The 16,904-nt window shown below is 41.2% G+C and carries 13 protein-coding genes; all 13 read left to right on the top strand.

Going from position 1 to position 16,904, the window contains the following annotated elements:
- Window positions 1-11 precede the first annotated feature (11 nt).
- The 13 genes from H3R33_RS00645 to ftsZ all read left to right on the top strand — a co-directional run bounded on the left by H3R33_RS00645 (window position 12) and on the right by ftsZ (window position 16,846).
- On the top strand, window positions 12-1,967 hold the full coding sequence (locus H3R33_RS00645; RefSeq protein ID WP_198184522.1) for a penicillin-binding protein 2: 1,956 nt from the start codon (window positions 12-14) through the stop codon (window positions 1,965-1,967).
- A 16-nt stretch (window positions 1,968-1,983) separates the two neighbouring features.
- Window positions 1,984-3,450, top strand: coding sequence for a UDP-N-acetylmuramoyl-L-alanyl-D-glutamate--2,6-diaminopimelate ligase (locus H3R33_RS00640; protein WP_198184521.1), 1,467 nt, complete (start codon window positions 1,984-1,986; stop codon window positions 3,448-3,450).
- Complete coding sequence (gene murF / locus H3R33_RS00635) at window positions 3,447-4,838, top strand: UDP-N-acetylmuramoyl-tripeptide--D-alanyl-D-alanine ligase (RefSeq protein WP_198184520.1); 1,392 nt, start codon at window positions 3,447-3,449, stop codon at window positions 4,836-4,838. Before H3R33_RS00640 ends, murF begins: the two co-directional genes overlap by 4 nt.
- On the top strand, window positions 4,838-5,929 hold the full coding sequence (gene mraY / locus H3R33_RS00630; protein WP_110438465.1) for a phospho-N-acetylmuramoyl-pentapeptide-transferase: 1,092 nt from the start codon (window positions 4,838-4,840) through the stop codon (window positions 5,927-5,929). Before murF ends, mraY begins: the two co-directional genes overlap by 1 nt.
- Before the next feature lies 1 nt (window position 5,930).
- Window positions 5,931-7,325, top strand: coding sequence for a UDP-N-acetylmuramoyl-L-alanine--D-glutamate ligase (murD, locus tag H3R33_RS00625; RefSeq protein WP_198184519.1), 1,395 nt, complete (start codon window positions 5,931-5,933; stop codon window positions 7,323-7,325).
- A 10-nt stretch (window positions 7,326-7,335) separates the two neighbouring features.
- Window positions 7,336-8,502, top strand: a complete 1,167-nt coding sequence (locus H3R33_RS00620; RefSeq protein ID WP_155565831.1) for an FtsW/RodA/SpoVE family cell cycle protein — start codon at window positions 7,336-7,338, stop codon at window positions 8,500-8,502.
- Window positions 8,499-9,605 carry an undecaprenyldiphospho-muramoylpentapeptide beta-N-acetylglucosaminyltransferase gene (gene murG / locus H3R33_RS00615; protein WP_198184518.1) on the top strand — a complete coding sequence of 369 codons (1,107 nt, stop codon included), beginning with the start codon at window positions 8,499-8,501 and terminating at the stop codon, window positions 9,603-9,605. The genes H3R33_RS00620 and murG overlap by 4 nt, the downstream gene beginning before the upstream one ends.
- Window positions 9,606-9,628: 23 nt before the next feature.
- A complete protein-coding gene (gene murC, locus H3R33_RS00610) occupies window positions 9,629-11,041 on the top strand; it encodes a UDP-N-acetylmuramate--L-alanine ligase (RefSeq protein WP_198184517.1) in 1,413 nt (470 codons plus the stop codon).
- A gap of 17 nt (window positions 11,042-11,058) precedes the next feature.
- A complete protein-coding gene (murB, locus tag H3R33_RS00605) occupies window positions 11,059-12,018 on the top strand; it encodes a UDP-N-acetylmuramate dehydrogenase (RefSeq protein WP_198184516.1) in 960 nt (319 codons plus the stop codon).
- On the top strand, window positions 12,008-12,961 hold the full coding sequence (locus tag H3R33_RS00600; RefSeq protein WP_198184515.1) for a D-alanine--D-alanine ligase: 954 nt from the start codon (window positions 12,008-12,010) through the stop codon (window positions 12,959-12,961). Before murB ends, H3R33_RS00600 begins: the two co-directional genes overlap by 11 nt.
- Window positions 12,949-13,836, top strand: coding sequence for a cell division protein FtsQ/DivIB (locus H3R33_RS00595; RefSeq protein WP_198184514.1), 888 nt, complete (start codon window positions 12,949-12,951; stop codon window positions 13,834-13,836). The genes H3R33_RS00600 and H3R33_RS00595 overlap by 13 nt, the downstream gene beginning before the upstream one ends.
- Window positions 13,837-13,884: 48 nt before the next feature.
- The gene (gene ftsA / locus H3R33_RS00590; RefSeq protein WP_198184513.1) at window positions 13,885-15,255 is read left to right on the top strand and encodes a cell division protein FtsA; all 1,371 of its coding nucleotides are present in this window, start codon (window positions 13,885-13,887) and stop codon (window positions 15,253-15,255) included.
- A gap of 76 nt (window positions 15,256-15,331) precedes the next feature.
- Window positions 15,332-16,846: a cell division protein FtsZ gene (ftsZ, locus tag H3R33_RS00585; RefSeq protein ID WP_198184512.1), complete on the top strand. Its 1,515-nt coding sequence runs from the start codon at window positions 15,332-15,334 to the stop codon at window positions 16,844-16,846.
- Window positions 16,847-16,904: the final 58 nt, after the last annotated feature.

Genomic DNA, 16,904 nt, shown 5'->3' with positions numbered 1-16,904 from the left:
AGTTAAAATAAATGATAAATTATGGAAAAGGTTCACAAAAGGGTCAACCTTATAGACAATCTTTTGAAAAAAGAAAAAAAAATCAAAAAAAAAAAATTAATACCTATCAAATAGATAAAACCAGACTTCGCTTATTTATCACAGCATGCGGCTTCTGCGTCATTTATGGCGCGGTTATGCTAAAATTAATTTTCGCAACCATCATAACACCTTTGCCCCCTCAAAAACAGCAAATCGCTCCTCAGGTTCCCCCAATTCCAATTAGCGATCCAAAAGGAACCATTGCTGGAGATTTTTCGTTACCTCAAATCCACAGAGCCTCTATTATTGACAGAAATGGACAGATTTTGGCTATTTCTCTCCCCGTGGCACAGTTATATGCAAATCCTATCGAAATTATTGACCCTGACGATGTTGCTCAAAAACTGAAATCTATTCTTCCCAATCTTAATCTTGAAAAAACCACTCAAAGACTCTCGTCTAAAAAACAGTTTGTTTATATAGCTCGCGATATTTCTCCAAAACAGGAAATTGATATCAATAACCTTGGCATTCCAGGAATTTATTTTGAAAGTGGCGAACGCAGACATTATCCACTAGGACGATTGGCAGCCCATATTCTCGGCAGCGTGGATATTGATGATCACGGTATTGCAGGTATTGAGAAATATCTTGACCAGCGCTTGATGAACGATCATTCCTCTTTAAGATTATCCATTGATACACATGTTCAAACCGCGGTACAGGAAGAAGTGGAGGCAGCGATGCAAACTTTTCAGGCAGAAGCTGCATGCGGTATTATCATGGATGTTCATACCGGAGAAATTCTGGCAATGGTGAGTTTACCCGATTATGACGCAAATTTTTTCAATAAAGCCCCCCCAAATCAAAGATTCAATCGCGCCACAAACGGGATGTACGAACCTGGATCAACCTTTAAGCTTCAAAACGCAGCTATGGCTTTGGAGGTTGGCGGTATACATATTTGGGACCGTTTTGCAACAGCACCAGTCAGGGTGGGTCGCTTTACCATTCACGACTTGAAAACAGATCATTTTGCTCCCTATCTTTCCTTACCTGAAGTATTGGCCTATTCCTCAAACCCTGCATCTGCACACATCGCCCTTGATGTTGGGGGAGAAAAACAGCGTGCCTGGTTACAAAGAATGGGTTTTTTAGCACGCGTTCCAATTGAACTACCCGAATCAGGTCGTCCTTTGGTGCCCTCTGCCAGAAATTGGGGAATATCCACCATCATGACTGTCGCCTTTGGTCACGGTATCGCACAATCCCCTTTAGCCATTGTTCGAGGAACCGCGGCAACAGTGAATGACGGTTACCTGATCAGGCCCACTCTATTATCAAGACAGGATGAGACAATGCCTCCGGTAATTATTGATCCAACCTCATCTAGAACTGACATACCTGATGGAGAAAAAGTTATTTCCGATAAAAATTCCCTTATTCTAAGGAAAATACTTCGTTTAGATGTTACACAGGGAACGGGCAAAAACGCAGAGGTTCCAGGTTATTTTGTAGGAGGGAAAACTGGTACCAGTGAAAAAGTGGGAAAAGGTGGGGGTTATTTAAAACATGTCAATGTATCAGCCTTCACTGCTGTTTTTCCGATGAACAATCCCCGATATGCTGTCTATGTCATGCTGGATAGTCCAAAGCCAACCAAATTTACCCATGGTTGGACAACAGCCGGATGGAATGCGGCACCAACTGTATCCAAAATCATTGCACGTATTGGACCCATGCTTGGATTATTTCCAGATATAAAGAATGCCGGAAGGATAGATAATGAGTTATCCATTCCTCTACGTCCTGCAGTTCCTAAAGGAGTAAAAGCTCTCGGTCCAGGAAATGATCCGGGCGATCCTCGCCTTAATCGACAAACAAAATCCGCATTAAAAACAAAATCTAGACACAAAAATATATCATCCTCTTCCCCTTCAGAATAATCAGTTTCATTTTACCATGATTTCACTTGATACATTACGATCCTATATCAATATTCCCGATTATTTCCCCAATCATGAAATAAGGGGAATTGCACTGGATAGCAGGAAAGTGCAAAAAGATTTTCTTTTTGCCGCTTTGCCTGGAAATCAGCTTGATGGACAAGCATTCATTCAACAGGCCATTGAAAATGGAGCCAATACGATTCTCTTGCCCAATGGGTCAAACATGGATTTGCCGAGTCAGTGCGTTCCCATTTACTGTAATAATCCCCGTCAAGTGATAGCAAAAATAACTTCCTTATTTTACCCGAAGTTACCCCATCATAAAATAGCGGTTACAGGTACAAATGGTAAAACAAGCACCGTCGATTTTGCCAGACAGTTATGGGAACTGGAAAATCTGAAATCCGCTTCAATTGGCACTTTGGGCGTTCTCAATAATGCTGGCTATCATTATACAGGACCGGTATTAACCACACCTGACACTATTATTTTACATGAAATTATGCAAAATCTTTCCGAAAAACATGTAACACATGTTGCCATGGAAGCATCTTCACATGGATTGGCTCAATACCGGCTTGACAATATTGAATTAGAAGCGGCAGCTTTTACAAATCTAACCCGGGATCATCTGGATTACCATCACAGTTTTGAAGCATATTTTCAGGCAAAACAAAGATTATTTACAGATATATTACCATCAAATGCCATTGCCGCATTGAACAGTGATATGAATGCATCCGTTCTTGAAACATTATTAAATATAATAAAAAAAAGAAAACAACAATTGAGACTGGTTGGCATCAAAGGAAATTTTTTGCGTCTAAATCATGTTAAACCCTTACCCCATGGTCAGGAAATAACATATAAAACAGCTTCAGGAAACCGTGTTACAACAACCCTCTCTTTACTTGGCCGTTACCAGATAGATAATATTCTACTTTCTATGGCACTTATCGCAAAAGATTCTGAACATCTTGAATCCCTTGTTCCTCTACTTCCAAAACTAAAAGGCGTGAAAGGACGCATGGAACAGGCTGCCATCTTACCAAATGGGGCAACTGTTTATGTTGACTATGCCCATACACCTGATGCATTGACCCATCTTTTACAATCTTTGCGTCCACATGTTCATCATGAGTTATATATTATATTTGGGGCAGGTGGGAACCGAGACAAAGGCAAACGCCCTCTGATGGCTCTTGAGGCGGGGAAATATGCAGACCATGTCATTATTACGGATGATAATCCCCGGCATGAAAATCCCGCACTGATCCGTAATGAAATTAAAAAAGGTTTTCCACGGGCCGTTGAAATCGCTGGCAGAGAAGAGGCCATTGCACAAACAGTTAAAAAACTTCAACCTGGCGATATTTTAGTTATTGCTGGTAAGGGGCATGAACAAGGCCAGATTATCGGGAATACTATCCATCCTTTTGATGATGTAAAAATAGTACAGAAATATATGAGATATTTATGACATTCCTTTGGAACGAAACTGATCTTATCCAGGCCACTGGAGGTACCTTATCCATTCATCAGGCCATACATGGAACGGGTGTCTCCATTGATACCAGAACCTTGCGACCCGGGGATATCTTTATTGCCATTCCAGGTGAAAATAGCGATGGTCATGACTATATTCAACAGGCTCTTGCCAATGGAGCGTCTTGTGTCATTGTCACGCATATTCCTTCCCAATTCAACAGTCAATTACCCTTTTTAATTGTCTCGGATACGTTACATGCCCTTACAAAAATGGGGATTTATGCTAGACAGCGTTTTCATGGAAAAGCCATAGCGATCACTGGAAGTGTCGGTAAAACCACAACAAAGGAAATGCTTAAAAACGCTTTGCAGCCTTTTGGAAAAATTCATGCTGCCGAAGGTTCATATAACAACCATCTGGGCGTTCCTCTCACTTTGGCAAGACTTCCCTCTGATGCCGACTATTGTATCAGTGAAATTGGCATGAACCACAGTGGCGAAATAGCCCCCCTTGCTGCCATGGTTAAACCTGACATAGCAATTATTACTACGGTATCATCCTCCCATCTTGGATTGATGAAAACCCTGGATGCAATTGCCGAGGAAAAAAGCCAGATTATCACCGCTCTGTCAAAAAACGGCATCCTTATTCTGCCTGAAACAGTTTATGATTTCACTTTATTTGAAAAACGAGCAATGCAATATCATGTTCATCTTTACAGAACAGGTTTATCAGAAAAGGCTGATTTTCAAATCCAGTCCATAAATCTTGGTGCAGATTATTCAATCTTCAAATTTAAAACAGTTAATGAAATCTTTTCCGTCTCTCTTGCGTCTCCCGGGCAACATATCATTCATGATGCCTCCCTTGTACTCGGTGCCATATTCTCCTTGAAACTCGATTTGCAACAGGCAATTACCGCCCTGCATCAATTTACAGCTGGGTCAGGACGAGGAGAAATCTTACCTTTGATAGATAAAACAGGAATTCTTCTAGATGAAAGCTATAATGCATCAACCCTTTCAATTCAGGCCGCATTAAAAACCCTGACATTATTGAGTCCCAAACGACGTATCGCAGTTTTAGGGGATATATTCGAACTGGATGAACATAGCGAAAAGGAGCATCTCTCCTTGATTCCCAGTATTATACAGAATTCTGATCTTGTTTTTACTTGCGGCTCCTCAATGAAAATTGTATTTGATCAACTTCCCCGATCTATACAAGGGAAATGGTGTAAAAATGCAGAAGAGCTAATCCCTTTCATTCATCAGCAATTGCAAGATCGAGACACTGTTCTGGTAAAAGGAAGTCATGGAATGCATATGGAAAAAATTGTTAGGGCGTTAACTCAAAAAATGAATCAAAGGAAAAATTAATGCTATATGATCTGATTATGCATCATGGGCTGGCCTATGCCTTTTTACTTAATCTTTTTCGTTATATAACATTTCGTGCTGTTGCCGCCTGTTTCACGGCTTTTTTCCTTAGCATTTGGTTGGGTCCCTATATAATAGCCAAACTTCACCAGATTCAGCGTGAAGGTCAGCCCATTCGTGCCCTTGGCCCGGAACGGCATTTGAAAGAAAAAGCAGGAACTCCTACTATGGGAGGAATTTTAATTTTATCCACTTTATTAATTTCAACGCTTTTATGGGCTGACCTGACCAACGGATTTATCTGGATCGTACTATTTGTCACCTTTGGATTTGGCCTGATAGGTTTTTTTGATGATTATAAAAAACTGGCAAAACATAACAGTGATGGATTAAGTAAACGCACACGTTTGGGCGGGGAATTTTTAATCTCACTGGTTGCAACTTATTTTTTACAACAACTGACCCCTTCAGGAATGGCCAATGACCTAGCGCTTCCTTTTCTTAAAAATGTCCTTATTCCATTAGGCTATTTTTTCCCTCTTTTTGGGATGATTGTCATAAGTGGTTTTGGTAATGCGGTTAATTTCACGGATGGACTTGACGGGCTTGCCATTGTTCCAGTTGTTATCTCCTTTTTTGTTTTTGCGCTGATTGCCTATATTGTCGGAAATAGTGTTTTTGCCGATTATCTACAATTGCATTTTATTCCTAAAACTGGGGAGTTGGCCATATTCTGTGCTGCTGTCATAGGGGCAGGACTAGGATTTTTATGGTTTAACGCCCCTCCGGCTTCTGTTTTTATGGGGGATACAGGCTCTCTTTCATTGGGTGGCGCCATTGGATCTGTTGCCGTTGCCGTAAAACATGAGCTGGTCTTGTGTATCGTCGGCGGTTTATTTGTAATTGAAACGCTATCCGTCATTATTCAAGTCGCATGGTATAAAAAAACTAAAACAAGAATCTTTCTCATGGCACCTTTACATCACCATTTTGAAAAAAAAGGATGGGCCGAATCAAAAATTGTCATTCGTTTCTGGATTATTTCCATTATTTTAGGCATTATTGGTTTAGCAACATTGAAACTGCGTTAAAATGGATTTCTCAAAAGATTTATTCAAAAATAATCATTACGCCATTTTAGGGTTAAGTAAAAATGGCATTGCCGCTTCCCAACGTCTCTTGCAAATGGGTGCAACAATACAGGTCTGGGATGATCAACCCAAAGCTCGCCAGCAAATCCCTGAAAAGTTAAAGCCCCATCTTGCACCTTTTAAAAACCTGGAAAATTTCAATGCCTTAATTTTATCTCCTGGTATTCCGCATTTTTTACCAAAACCCCATCCTGTTGCAGAAATTGCTCGGATGAATGCAATTCCTATTTTTTCAGATGCAGAGATTTTATATCAAGCTATCAAAAAATCAGGGTCCCGAGCACGTTTCGTGGCTATAACTGGAACAAATGGTAAATCAACGACCACAGTTTTACTAAACCATATTCTAACAGAAGCTAAAATACCATCTGTAGCAGGAGGTAATCTGGGACCGGCATCCCTATCTCTTCCATATTTGGAGGACGATGGTGTTTACATTCTTGAAATGTCCTCCTATATGCTTGAGCGCTTATCCAGTTTCAAAGCAGATATTGCATGCTTGTTAAATATTACGCCAGATCATATTGAACGGCATGGAGACATGAAAGGATATGTTCAAGCCAAATATCATATTTTTGATCATCAAAATCAACAGGATATGGCAGTTATTGGAATTGAGGATGATTACTGTAAATCTATTGCGAAACGGCTTGTCCAAAATGATATTCCCGTTAAAAAAATATCTGGGAAAAAAGATATCAATGCCGATTTTTGGGTTGATCAGCATCTTCTGCAAGACAAGAAAGGCATTATTGCCGATTTAAATCAAGCAAGGCTTCTTCCAGGGCAACACAATGCACAGAATGCTGCGGCTGCAACGGCAATGGCCCTCGCTTTGGGCGTTGCACGGCAACAGATAGCGGAAAGTCTTAATTCTTTTAATGGACTTGCCCATCGACAGCGACCTGTCGCGACCATTGATTCAGTGACTTTTATCAATGATAGTAAAGCCACCAATGCAGATGCGACCTCGAAGGCACTTACCTGCTATAATAAAATCGTATGGATTGCTGGTGGATTGGCCAAGACTAAAGGAATAGACGATCTTGCACCCTATTTTTCTAAAATAAAATTCGCTTTATTGATTGGTAAAGATGCACCACTGCTAGCAAAAACCCTGGACAGATATCATGTCCATTACCAGATTGTTCACACACTTGATCAAGCAGTCCCTCTCGCTTTTGCATTTGCCAAACAACATCATATTCGTACTGTAATGCTCTCTCCTGCCTGTGCCAGCTTTGACCAGTTTGATAGCTTTGAGGAAAGAGGGAATGTGTTTATTCAACTTGTCAATCAACTAGAAACATCATTCCGTCAAACCCTAAACGATTAGGAAATTTATCATGTCCAATGTTTCCCGTCTCGATAATTCATTACTGGCACGATGGTGGCGAAATATCGATCATTGGATGTTGGGAAGTGTCGGTTTGTTGATCGGGTTTGGCTATATTTTAATGCTGGCCGCTAGCCCGGCCGTTGCACAGAGAATTGGAGCATCACGAGACATGTTTATCTTTAAACAGATCATGTTCCTGAGCATTGCAGCCCTGATTATCATGGTTACCTCAATGCTGTCTGTGGAGGGGATAAAAAGACTTGGAATTATTGGAAGTTTTATCGCCATACTGGCAACCGCCTATACCCTTGTTCATGGTATGGAAATCAAGGGGGCCCGTAGATGGATTGCCTTACCAATGATGTCTGTCCAGCCTTCTGAATTTTTAAAACCCTGCTTTGCGGTTTTAACGGCTTGGTTTTTAACTCGATGGAACAAACGATTTTATATTCCTAATCTTCTCATAACTTTTATTTTTTATGGTGTTATCCTTTTCCTTTTAAAATCTCAACCCGATATCGGCATGCTTGTCGTAATTACCGCTGTTTTGCTAACCCAGCTTTTCGTAAATGGTCTCAACCTGTTTTGGGTATTTTCTGCTTTTGGGGCCATGATTGCCGCTTTTATCGGTGCCTATACCGTTTTTCCACATGTACGTTCTCGTGTTGAACGCTTTCTTCATCCCAATGTTGGTGATCATTATCAGATTGACACCGCTCTGCGTGCGTTTGGAAATGGTGGAATGATGGGACGTGGACCGGGTGAAGGACGCGTGAAAGATCTCTTGCCCGATGCACATGCTGATTTTGTGTTTGCTGTTGCGGGTGAAGAATACGGAATGATTGTTTGCATGATTATTATTTTAATATTCTGTTTCATTGTTGTACGTTCTTTGTTAAAAATGATCAAGGAAGACAATCCTTTCATCATTTTGGCAACAACAGGCATCATTACCGGTTTTGGATTACAAGCTTTTATCAACATGGCCTCTACCCTTCACCTTATTCCAACAAAAGGCATGACCTTACCTTTCATCTCATACGGTGGTTCATCCGCCATGTCTGTTGCATTGGCCATTGGTATGGTGCTTGCTTTGACAAGACACAGGATAGAAGCCCCCAAATTTTCAAAAAATGGTTTCCAGCCATTCAGTAAGAGAAATTTAGTTCAATGAACAAACCTGCTATAGCCATTGCCGCAGGGGGAACAGGCGGTCATTTCTTCCCAGCCAAATCCCTTGCCCTACAGCTCACCAGACGAGATTATCCTGTGGTTTTTATGACGGATAAAAGGATTGAAGATCGAGAATTGCCTTCATGGCATGACATTCGTCAATTCGTTATTGATAGTGCAGGCATCAACAAAAAAACAATAATGAAAAAAATAGGTAATACCTTTTCCTTGATGAAGGGGATTATCGAGGCAAGAAAGATCCTGGTTCAGAATCACGTTTCTGCAATTGTCGGGTTTGGTGGATATCCTTCCATTCCGCCTCTTTTTGCCACACGATTATTGTCCAAAAAAAATAGACCCATCATCATTCTTCATGAAGGTAACGCGATTATTGGCAAGGCCAATGCCTTTCTTGCACCTTTCGCCACCAAAATAGCGACATCTTTTCCTGTCACGAAAGGGCTTTCCAATTCTGATAAAATAGTAGTGACCGGTCTTCCCGTGCGACCTGATATCACCTCCCTTTATCCATCCGTTTATGAACCTCCTAAAGAAACAATTCATCTATTAATCTGGGGAGGATCTTTAGGAGCAAGAATTTTTGGTGAAATTGTTCCTTACGCTTTGGGAAATCTCTCTCTATCCTTACGTAAAAAACTGCGCATCACGCAACAGGTACGTCAAGAAGATATTGAAACAATAACCCGATATTATCAGAAAAACGAAATAAAAGCAAAGCTATCACCTTTTTTAACGAACATTGGAGATCTTTTGCAAAAAGCCCACCTAGTAATTGGCCGATCAGGAGGATCATCCACGGCAGAACTTGCCCTGACTAACCGTCCAGCTATTTTAGTTCCCTATCCCCATGCCGCCAACAAAGAACAGTATTATAATGCCCAAATTCTTGAGAAAGAAGGAGCGGCATGGTTGATTAATCAACCTGATTTTACTGTTGCAAACCTAACGCAATTAATTAATGATTTGTTCAGCCATCCAGAAAAATTGCAAAAAGCTGCCTTATCCCATAAAACTGCCTATCCCAATGCGGCAAAAAATCTGGCTGATTTAATAGAGCGATCTGTTGCAAATCTATCATCCTAACTTCATTTAACAAGAGCATTTTCATGAGATCCCTTCCTCTTTCAATTGGTATCATTCATTTTGTCGGTATTGGTGGTATTGGCATGTCCGGTATTGCTGAAACTCTACATTATCTAGGCTATCATATTCAGGGTTCTGATATTGCGGAAAACGCTAATGTGGAAAGACTGCGTAAATTAGGCATTCCGATCAAAATTGGTCATAGGGCGGAAAACCTTGGAAAAGCTCAAGTTGTTGTTGTCTCTTCTGCCATTAATAAAGACAATCCAGAGGTTATAGAAGCCAGGGCTCATTTTATACCTGTTGTACAAAGAGCGGAAATGCTTGCGGAACTTATGCGGTTACGCTGGTCAATTGCTGTGGGCGGAACTCATGGAAAAACAACAACTACAAGCCTTATCGCAACATTGCTCGAATATGCCAAACTTGATCCAACAGTTATCAATGGCGGAATAATTGAAGCATACGGTACCAACACAAGAATGGGATCTGGAGACTGGATGGTTGTTGAGGCAGATGAAAGTGATGGCTCCTTTCTTCGCCTCCCCGTTGTTATAGCAGTTGTTACCAACATGGATCCAGAACATATGGATCATTGGGGAACAGTCGAGGCCATGGAAGATGCCTATCAGCAATTTGTTTCCCATATCCCCTTTTACGGTTTTGCTGTCTTATGTATTGATCATCCCAGCGTCCAAAAAATGTTACCCAGACTTTCAGACCGTCGTCTCATTACTTATGGCTTTTCCCCACAAGCTGATGTGCGGGCGGAAAAGGTTATTATGGATAAGTTAGGAACAACATTTAACGTTGTCTTTACAGATCGGCAAAAACAGATCAATCGACATCTTGGTCCGTTCCGTATTCCAATGCTCGGGCAGCATAATGTACAAAATGCCCTTGCCGCTATTGCCGTAGCCTTGGAAATGGATATCAGTGAAGACAACATTCGTTCTGCCTTTGCCGGTTTCAAGGGAGTGCAACGTCGTTTTACTCGTGTCGGGGAAGTCAACAAAATTACCATTATTGACGATTACGGACATCATCCCGTCGAAATTGCAGCGGTTTTGAAAGCTGCCAGACAGGCAACCACTCATAATGTCATTGCAGTCATTCAACCACACCGTTATTCAAGATTACAAAATTTATTTCCCGAATTCTGCTCCTGCATGAATGATGCTAGCACTGTCATTGTTGCTAATGTCTATCCAGCAGGAGAAACTCCTATTCCAGGTATCAATAAAGAAGCGCTTGTTGAAGGGTTGCGAGCGCATGGACATCAATCTGTCGTTGCATTGCCCCAACATGATCAATTGGCAGAAATGATTAATGCAATTGCCGAACCTGGAGATTTCGTTATCTGTTTGGGAGCAGGTTCCATTACAAATTGGGCCCATGCTTTGCCCGAACAATTAAAAGCCTTACAAAAAAAATGAAATAAAGGATAAAATTAATGTCTACGGGGCTTTTCACCAAAGAAGCAATTTCCGATTTATTACCCGAACTGAGGGGACGCGTAACCTACAATGCCCCGTTGAAAAACAGAAGCTGGTTTCGTGTAGGAGGTAATGCCGAAATCCTTATCAACCCCGCAGACACGGAAGATCTTGCCTATATTCTTAAAACAATGCCCTTGGAGTGGCCTTATTTTACCATAGGGGCCACCTCTAATCTTCTTATTCGTGACGGTGGGCTTCAAGGAATAAGTTTTCAATTGCGCAAGGGATTTCATGAAATTATTCCCGACCGTGAAGGACTTGTTGCAGGTGCAGCTTGTTTGGATATGACAATCGCGGAATATGCCGCCCAGCTTGGTTTAACAGGTATGGAATTCTTGAGTGGTATTCCCGGTAGTATTGGAGGGGCAGTCAAAATGAATGCAGGAGCCCATGGTTCCGATATTGCAACAATTATGGACTGGGCAGAAATACTTACTCGAAACGGAGATTTATTCCGTCTTTCCTCATCTGACCTAAAATTAAGCTATCGTCATTCTGTTTTACCACCCGATGGTATTGTCACTCGTGTAAGATTGCGGGGTAAACCCGGCAACAAAGATACCATACACAAAACAATGGGCGAAATAAAAGCTCAACGCGAAAATTCACAGCCAATTCATTCAAGAACAGGTGGTTCCACTTTTCGCAACCCCTCACCGAATATTTCCTCTTACAAGGCCTGGGAACTTATCGATATGGTTAAAGGCAGAGGACTTACCATGGGAGGGGCGAAAGTCAGTGAAAAACATTGTAATTTCTTAATCAATACAGGGGAAGCGACAGCTGGCGATCTTGAAAATTTAGGCGAGGAATTAAGAAAACGGGTTTTCAACGATTTTGGTATTGAACTTGAATGGGAAATAAAACGTATCGGAATACCTTATGCTCAAAGGGAAAATAAGTATGTCAGCTAAACGAGTAACCGTTCTGCGGGGAGGATTATCATCTGAACGAGAAGTCAGTCTGGCCAGTGGTGAGAATATAATCGAAGCATTGAATACGGCAGGCTATGAAGTAACGGATTTAATCGCCAACGATAATTTAAATGAAATTGTCAATTCACTGACCAAAAACCGTCCCGATGTTGTTTTTAATGCTCTGCATGGAAACTTTGGCGAAGATGGAGCCATTCAGGGTGTTTTGGAATGGTTGAATATACCCTACACCCATGGAAATATATGTTCCTCAGCAATCGCGATGAATAAAAAGATTACCCGTATTTTACTTCATGAAGCCGGTCTTCCGATAGCTAAAGGTAAATCTGTTCCTATCACGCTGTTGGATTCAGGGGATCCCTTTCCTGTTCCATATGTGGTAAAACCCATTCAAGAAGGATCATCTGTAGGTGTTCATATCATCCAATCAAACGATGCCAGTATCCGACAGAAACAACGTGAAAAAATCATAAAGGAATGGATCTTTGGTCAAGAGGCCCTGATTGAACAATTTATTCCAGGAAAAGAACTAACAGTCTGCGTGCTTGATGACAAAGCCCTTACCGTAACCGATATATCATCTGGAACACATATTTTTTACGATTATAACGCAAAATATCAAGCTGGACAATCAACCCATACTGTCCCCGCGGTTATACATCCGCAAGCTTTTCAGACAGCGTTAGATTATGCGCAAAAAGCTCATAAGATTCTAGGATGTGATTCTGTTTCCCGCACTGATTTTCGGTACGATAATCACAATGAAACACAAGACCAACCTGGTGATTTGTATATTCTGGAAGTAAATACACAACCCGGCATGACCAAAACTTCTCTGCTGCCAGAACAAGCCGCCTTTTGTGGGATAACCTATCCCGAACTATGTTCACATCTTGTGGAAAAAGCAAAATGTCGTACTTAAAAAGGCGACCTAATCATCAGGATGATCGTCCCTCAAAACAAAAAATAGCCTATCGCCGTTTGAAGCGAATGCTTCGTCCCTTTTTCTTTCTTCTTATCATCCTTGGGCTTTTTATCGGGGGTGGATGGGCCATTTATAAGTTCGCATCGGAACAGGAATTTTCACTTTTCAGAACAAAAACAGCCAAACTTGTTCCGATGAAACTGGCTCATATCATTATTGATGGCTGTAAACTGACCACTGAATATGAAATAAAACAGGCCCTTGGTATCAATATTGGTGATCCGATCCTTAATTTTTCCATCAAAGATGCCCAGAAACGCCTAAATGGCCTAACTTTTGTCAATTATGCCGTTATCAAACGTCAATTACCAGATACTTTAATTGTCCACATTATTGAACGCAGTCCCTTTGCCGTTTGGCAAAACCAAGGAAAATTCAAACTTATTGATAAAAAAGGAAACATTGTCAACGATCAGGGAATGAATGGAAAAGATGGACAGGCTTTTTTAAAACTTCCCTTGGTTGTCGGTATTGGTGCAAATACAACAGCTTCCGATTTGATCGACATTTTATCCGTTTATCCAGATATCAAAAATCGTATGGTGGCAGCCGTAAGAATCGGGAATAGACGCTGGAACCTAAATTTGAAGAATGGTACAATCATTTTACTTCCCGAAAATCAGGAAATTGCTGCCATTCAACGACTGATTCAATATGAAAAACAGTTCCAGTTACTGGATCGTCCCCTGAAACATATTGATTTGCGTCTTCCCGACCGCTTAATCATACTAAAAGATAAAGAACCGACACCACCCAATCCTGAAAATGATAATCCGGAACCCTCTAATGACAATGACGAAAAAACACCTTGATCAAATCTTTTCTGGTATAATGTAATTCTTGAGGAAATGGTTAAGTGCATGAAACAACTGAATTATAAAACAAGTCAAAGAAATTCCCCCAATCATGCAAAGCAAACCATCGCTATTGCCCGATCCAGGCAATTAGTAAAGAGTAATATATTTCCCCCTGACGACTTACCCGCGCAAAAACAATTTTTACCCGGTGTTTTCGGTGTATTGGATATTGGCAGTACAAAAATCACCTGTCTAATTGGACAGGGTAAATCCAACGGAAAACTAAAAGTTCTGGGATATGGATGGAGACGCTCTCATGGCGTAAAACAAGGTGGTATCATTAATCTTAAAAGTGCTGAACGTGCAATCCGTTCAGCCGTTGGACAGGCAGAAGAAGCAGCCGAGCGTCGGTTAAATAAAATTTATGTAAATCTTTCTGGCGGTAAACCTGACAGCCAGCTTTACAATATCGAATGGCCAATTGGCGGAAGAGAAATCACCAATCATGACATATACCGGTTGGTTAACGAAGGAATTTTGAGAGCCCAAGTCGAAGGTCGTGAAATTATTCATGCCTTGCCTCTAAGTTTTAATGTTGATGAGACCGCTGGAGTTGAAGATCCCAGAGGACATCAATGTGAAATACTGAGTACAACATTACATATTATCAGCACTTCCGCCACATCCCTTAAAAATCTGGCAACTGTCTTAATGCGTTCTGAATTGGAAATTGAAAGCATCATATCCACCCCTCTAGCTGCTGGACTGGCAGTAATGGCACCAGACGAAAGGGATTTAGGCGCCACTATTGTGGACATGGGTGGCGGAACAACCTCTATTGGCATTTTCGGCGACAATCAACTTCTCTACACTTCACAAATTCCGATTGGTGGATCCCATATTACCAGGGATATAGCAGGTATTCTTTCAACCTCAATTGATACAGCGGAATGGCTTAAAACTAAATATGGCAGTGCTGAGTATTCCTATAACGACGAATATCAGCAATTGCCCATTCAAATGATCGGTGACGATGATTACGAAATCATGACAAAAGTTCCGCTATCAAGAATTATTTCTATTATCAGGCCACGGATAGAAGAAACACTTGAATTGATTCGAGACCGCCTGGATAATTCAAATATTGGCAAAGCAGCAAATGGCAGGGTTGTATTAACGGGAGGAGGTTCTTTACTTGAAGGACTCGGTCCCTTAGCAGCCCGTATCCTGAACCGTCAAATCCGCTTGGGAAAACCCAACAATATTATAGGATTACCCAATGATAGTACAACCTCGGCTGCCTTTTCTACTGCTGCCGGTTTACTCTGCTGGGCGGCTGGCGAGGGAAGAACCCTTGCGGATCTCGATTTCTCGAATAAAAAAAACAATGGTTTCCTTAAAAAAATAATTGAGTTTATAAGGATACACATATAAATATTTTCTTTGTATAATAGTAACTTTCCATTGTAACCTTACACATAGTTTACGAAATATCGGTTCGAGGACATTCATGACACTCAATTTAACGATTCCACAGCCCGCTTATGAAGATTTCACCCCTCGTATTACTGTTATTGGTGTTGGTGGAGGGGGAACCAACGCTGTGGATAACATGATTTTATTGCATTTGAAAGGCGTAGAATTTGTTGTTGCCAATACAGATGCGCAACAATTGATGAACAGTCATGCTGATAATCGTATTCAATTAGGTCCCCATCTAACCCAAGGGCTGGGAGCTGGTGCAAAACCGGATATTGGTCGCGCAGCTGCAGAGGAAGCCGCTGATGAAATAGCCCGGCATCTTGACAATATTCACATGGTTTTTATCACTGCTGGGATGGGTGGTGGAACAGGAACCGGTGCCGCACCAGTCATTGCAAGAATGGCACGTGAACGTGGAATTCTGACCGTCGGAGTTGTCACTAAACCCTTTACCTTTGAAGGAATTCGCAGGGCTCGATTGGCGGAAGCTGGCATTGCCGAACTTCAACAATTTGTTGATACGCTGATCGTAATCCCAAACCAAAATCTCTTCCGTACAGCAACTGAAAATACAACATGGAAAGATGCTTTCAAAATGGCGGATGAAGTGTTGTATATGGGGGTTAAAGGGGTGACAGATCTTATGATGTCGCCTGGACTTGTCAATCTTGATTTTGCCGATATCAGAACAGTCATGGCTGAAATGGGTAAGGCTATGATGGGAACAGGAGAGGTGGAAGGTGAAAATCGGGCTATCCGTGCAGCAGAGGAAGCCATTTCCAATCCATTGCTTGAAGATACGTCTATGGCTGGGGCAAAAGGATTGTTGATTAACATTACAGGCGGTGATGATCTGACTCTGTTTGAAGTCGATCAGGCAGCCAACCGTATTCGTGAAGAAGTTGCCGAAGATGCCAATATTATTTTTGGGTCCGCCATTGATGAGAACCTGACAGGAAAAATTCGTGTATCAGTGGTAGCAACCGGCATAGACAGCCCGGTGCAATATGAAAAGCAATCTCAAACTGTACAACAAGAGCACCAGATATCTTCAAACGATACCGCACAATCAAAAGATTCAGATAACGCACAAACAGATATACCTTCTGAAAATAATCAGACACAGTTTGATACAGAAAAAAAATCGGATGAATCTTCTTTAAATGTATCATCTGAGACCAAAGCATCATTTGATCAATCGAAAGAAAAGAATCAAACAAATTTTTCTGATGATCCAATCCCTCCCTCCCCTGATTCTGTCCCAGAACGTGTGTCAAAAACATCACCACGTTCAGGTTTATTTTCAGATTCACGTCATCAGGAACCCGAAACTAACACTGCTCCCTCACGCAGTCTTTTTGGTATTGTTACCGGTGCCTTACGAGGAAGAAGCAATAATTGTTCACCTTCCTATCATCAAAAAAAGAATGAACCCTCTGTCTCTAATAATGAGGATTCCAACAAAAATGACCAGAAAAGTCAATCTTCAACTGAAGAGGCAAGCCTAGATATACCAGCTTTTCTTCGTAGAAAATCAAGATAATATTATTTATTAGAGGCTTCAAAAGTTTTGAAGCCTCTAATAAAATATTAAATGCGTA

This window comes from Commensalibacter sp. B14384M2 (genome assembly GCF_016101865.1).
GTDB lineage: Bacteria > Pseudomonadota > Alphaproteobacteria > Acetobacterales > Acetobacteraceae > Commensalibacter > Commensalibacter melissae.
This window is presented reverse-complemented; position numbering and strand designations above follow the sequence as displayed.

Bases quoted from the DNA above. Each gene is read 5' to 3' on its own strand.
- H3R33_RS00645 (WP_198184522.1), top strand. From the start codon at position 12: ATGATAAATTATGGAAAAGGTTCACAAAAGGGTCAACCTTATAGACAA.
- H3R33_RS00640 (WP_198184521.1), top strand. From the start codon at position 1,984: ATGATTTCACTTGATACATTACGATCCTATATCAATATTCCCGATTAT.
- murF (WP_198184520.1), top strand. From the start codon at position 3,447: ATGACATTCCTTTGGAACGAAACTGATCTTATCCAGGCCACTGGAGGT.
- mraY (WP_110438465.1), top strand. From the start codon at position 4,838: ATGCTATATGATCTGATTATGCATCATGGGCTGGCCTATGCCTTTTTA.
- murD (WP_198184519.1), top strand. From the start codon at position 5,931: ATGGATTTCTCAAAAGATTTATTCAAAAATAATCATTACGCCATTTTA.
- H3R33_RS00620 (WP_155565831.1), top strand. From the start codon at position 7,336: ATGTCCAATGTTTCCCGTCTCGATAATTCATTACTGGCACGATGGTGG.
- murG (WP_198184518.1), top strand. From the start codon at position 8,499: ATGAACAAACCTGCTATAGCCATTGCCGCAGGGGGAACAGGCGGTCAT.
- murC (WP_198184517.1), top strand. From the start codon at position 9,629: ATGAGATCCCTTCCTCTTTCAATTGGTATCATTCATTTTGTCGGTATT.
- murB (WP_198184516.1), top strand. From the start codon at position 11,059: ATGTCTACGGGGCTTTTCACCAAAGAAGCAATTTCCGATTTATTACCC.
- H3R33_RS00600 (WP_198184515.1), top strand. From the start codon at position 12,008: ATGTCAGCTAAACGAGTAACCGTTCTGCGGGGAGGATTATCATCTGAA.
- H3R33_RS00595 (WP_198184514.1), top strand. From the start codon at position 12,949: ATGTCGTACTTAAAAAGGCGACCTAATCATCAGGATGATCGTCCCTCA.
- ftsA (WP_198184513.1), top strand. From the start codon at position 13,885: ATGAAACAACTGAATTATAAAACAAGTCAAAGAAATTCCCCCAATCAT.
- ftsZ (WP_198184512.1), top strand. From the start codon at position 15,332: ATGACACTCAATTTAACGATTCCACAGCCCGCTTATGAAGATTTCACC.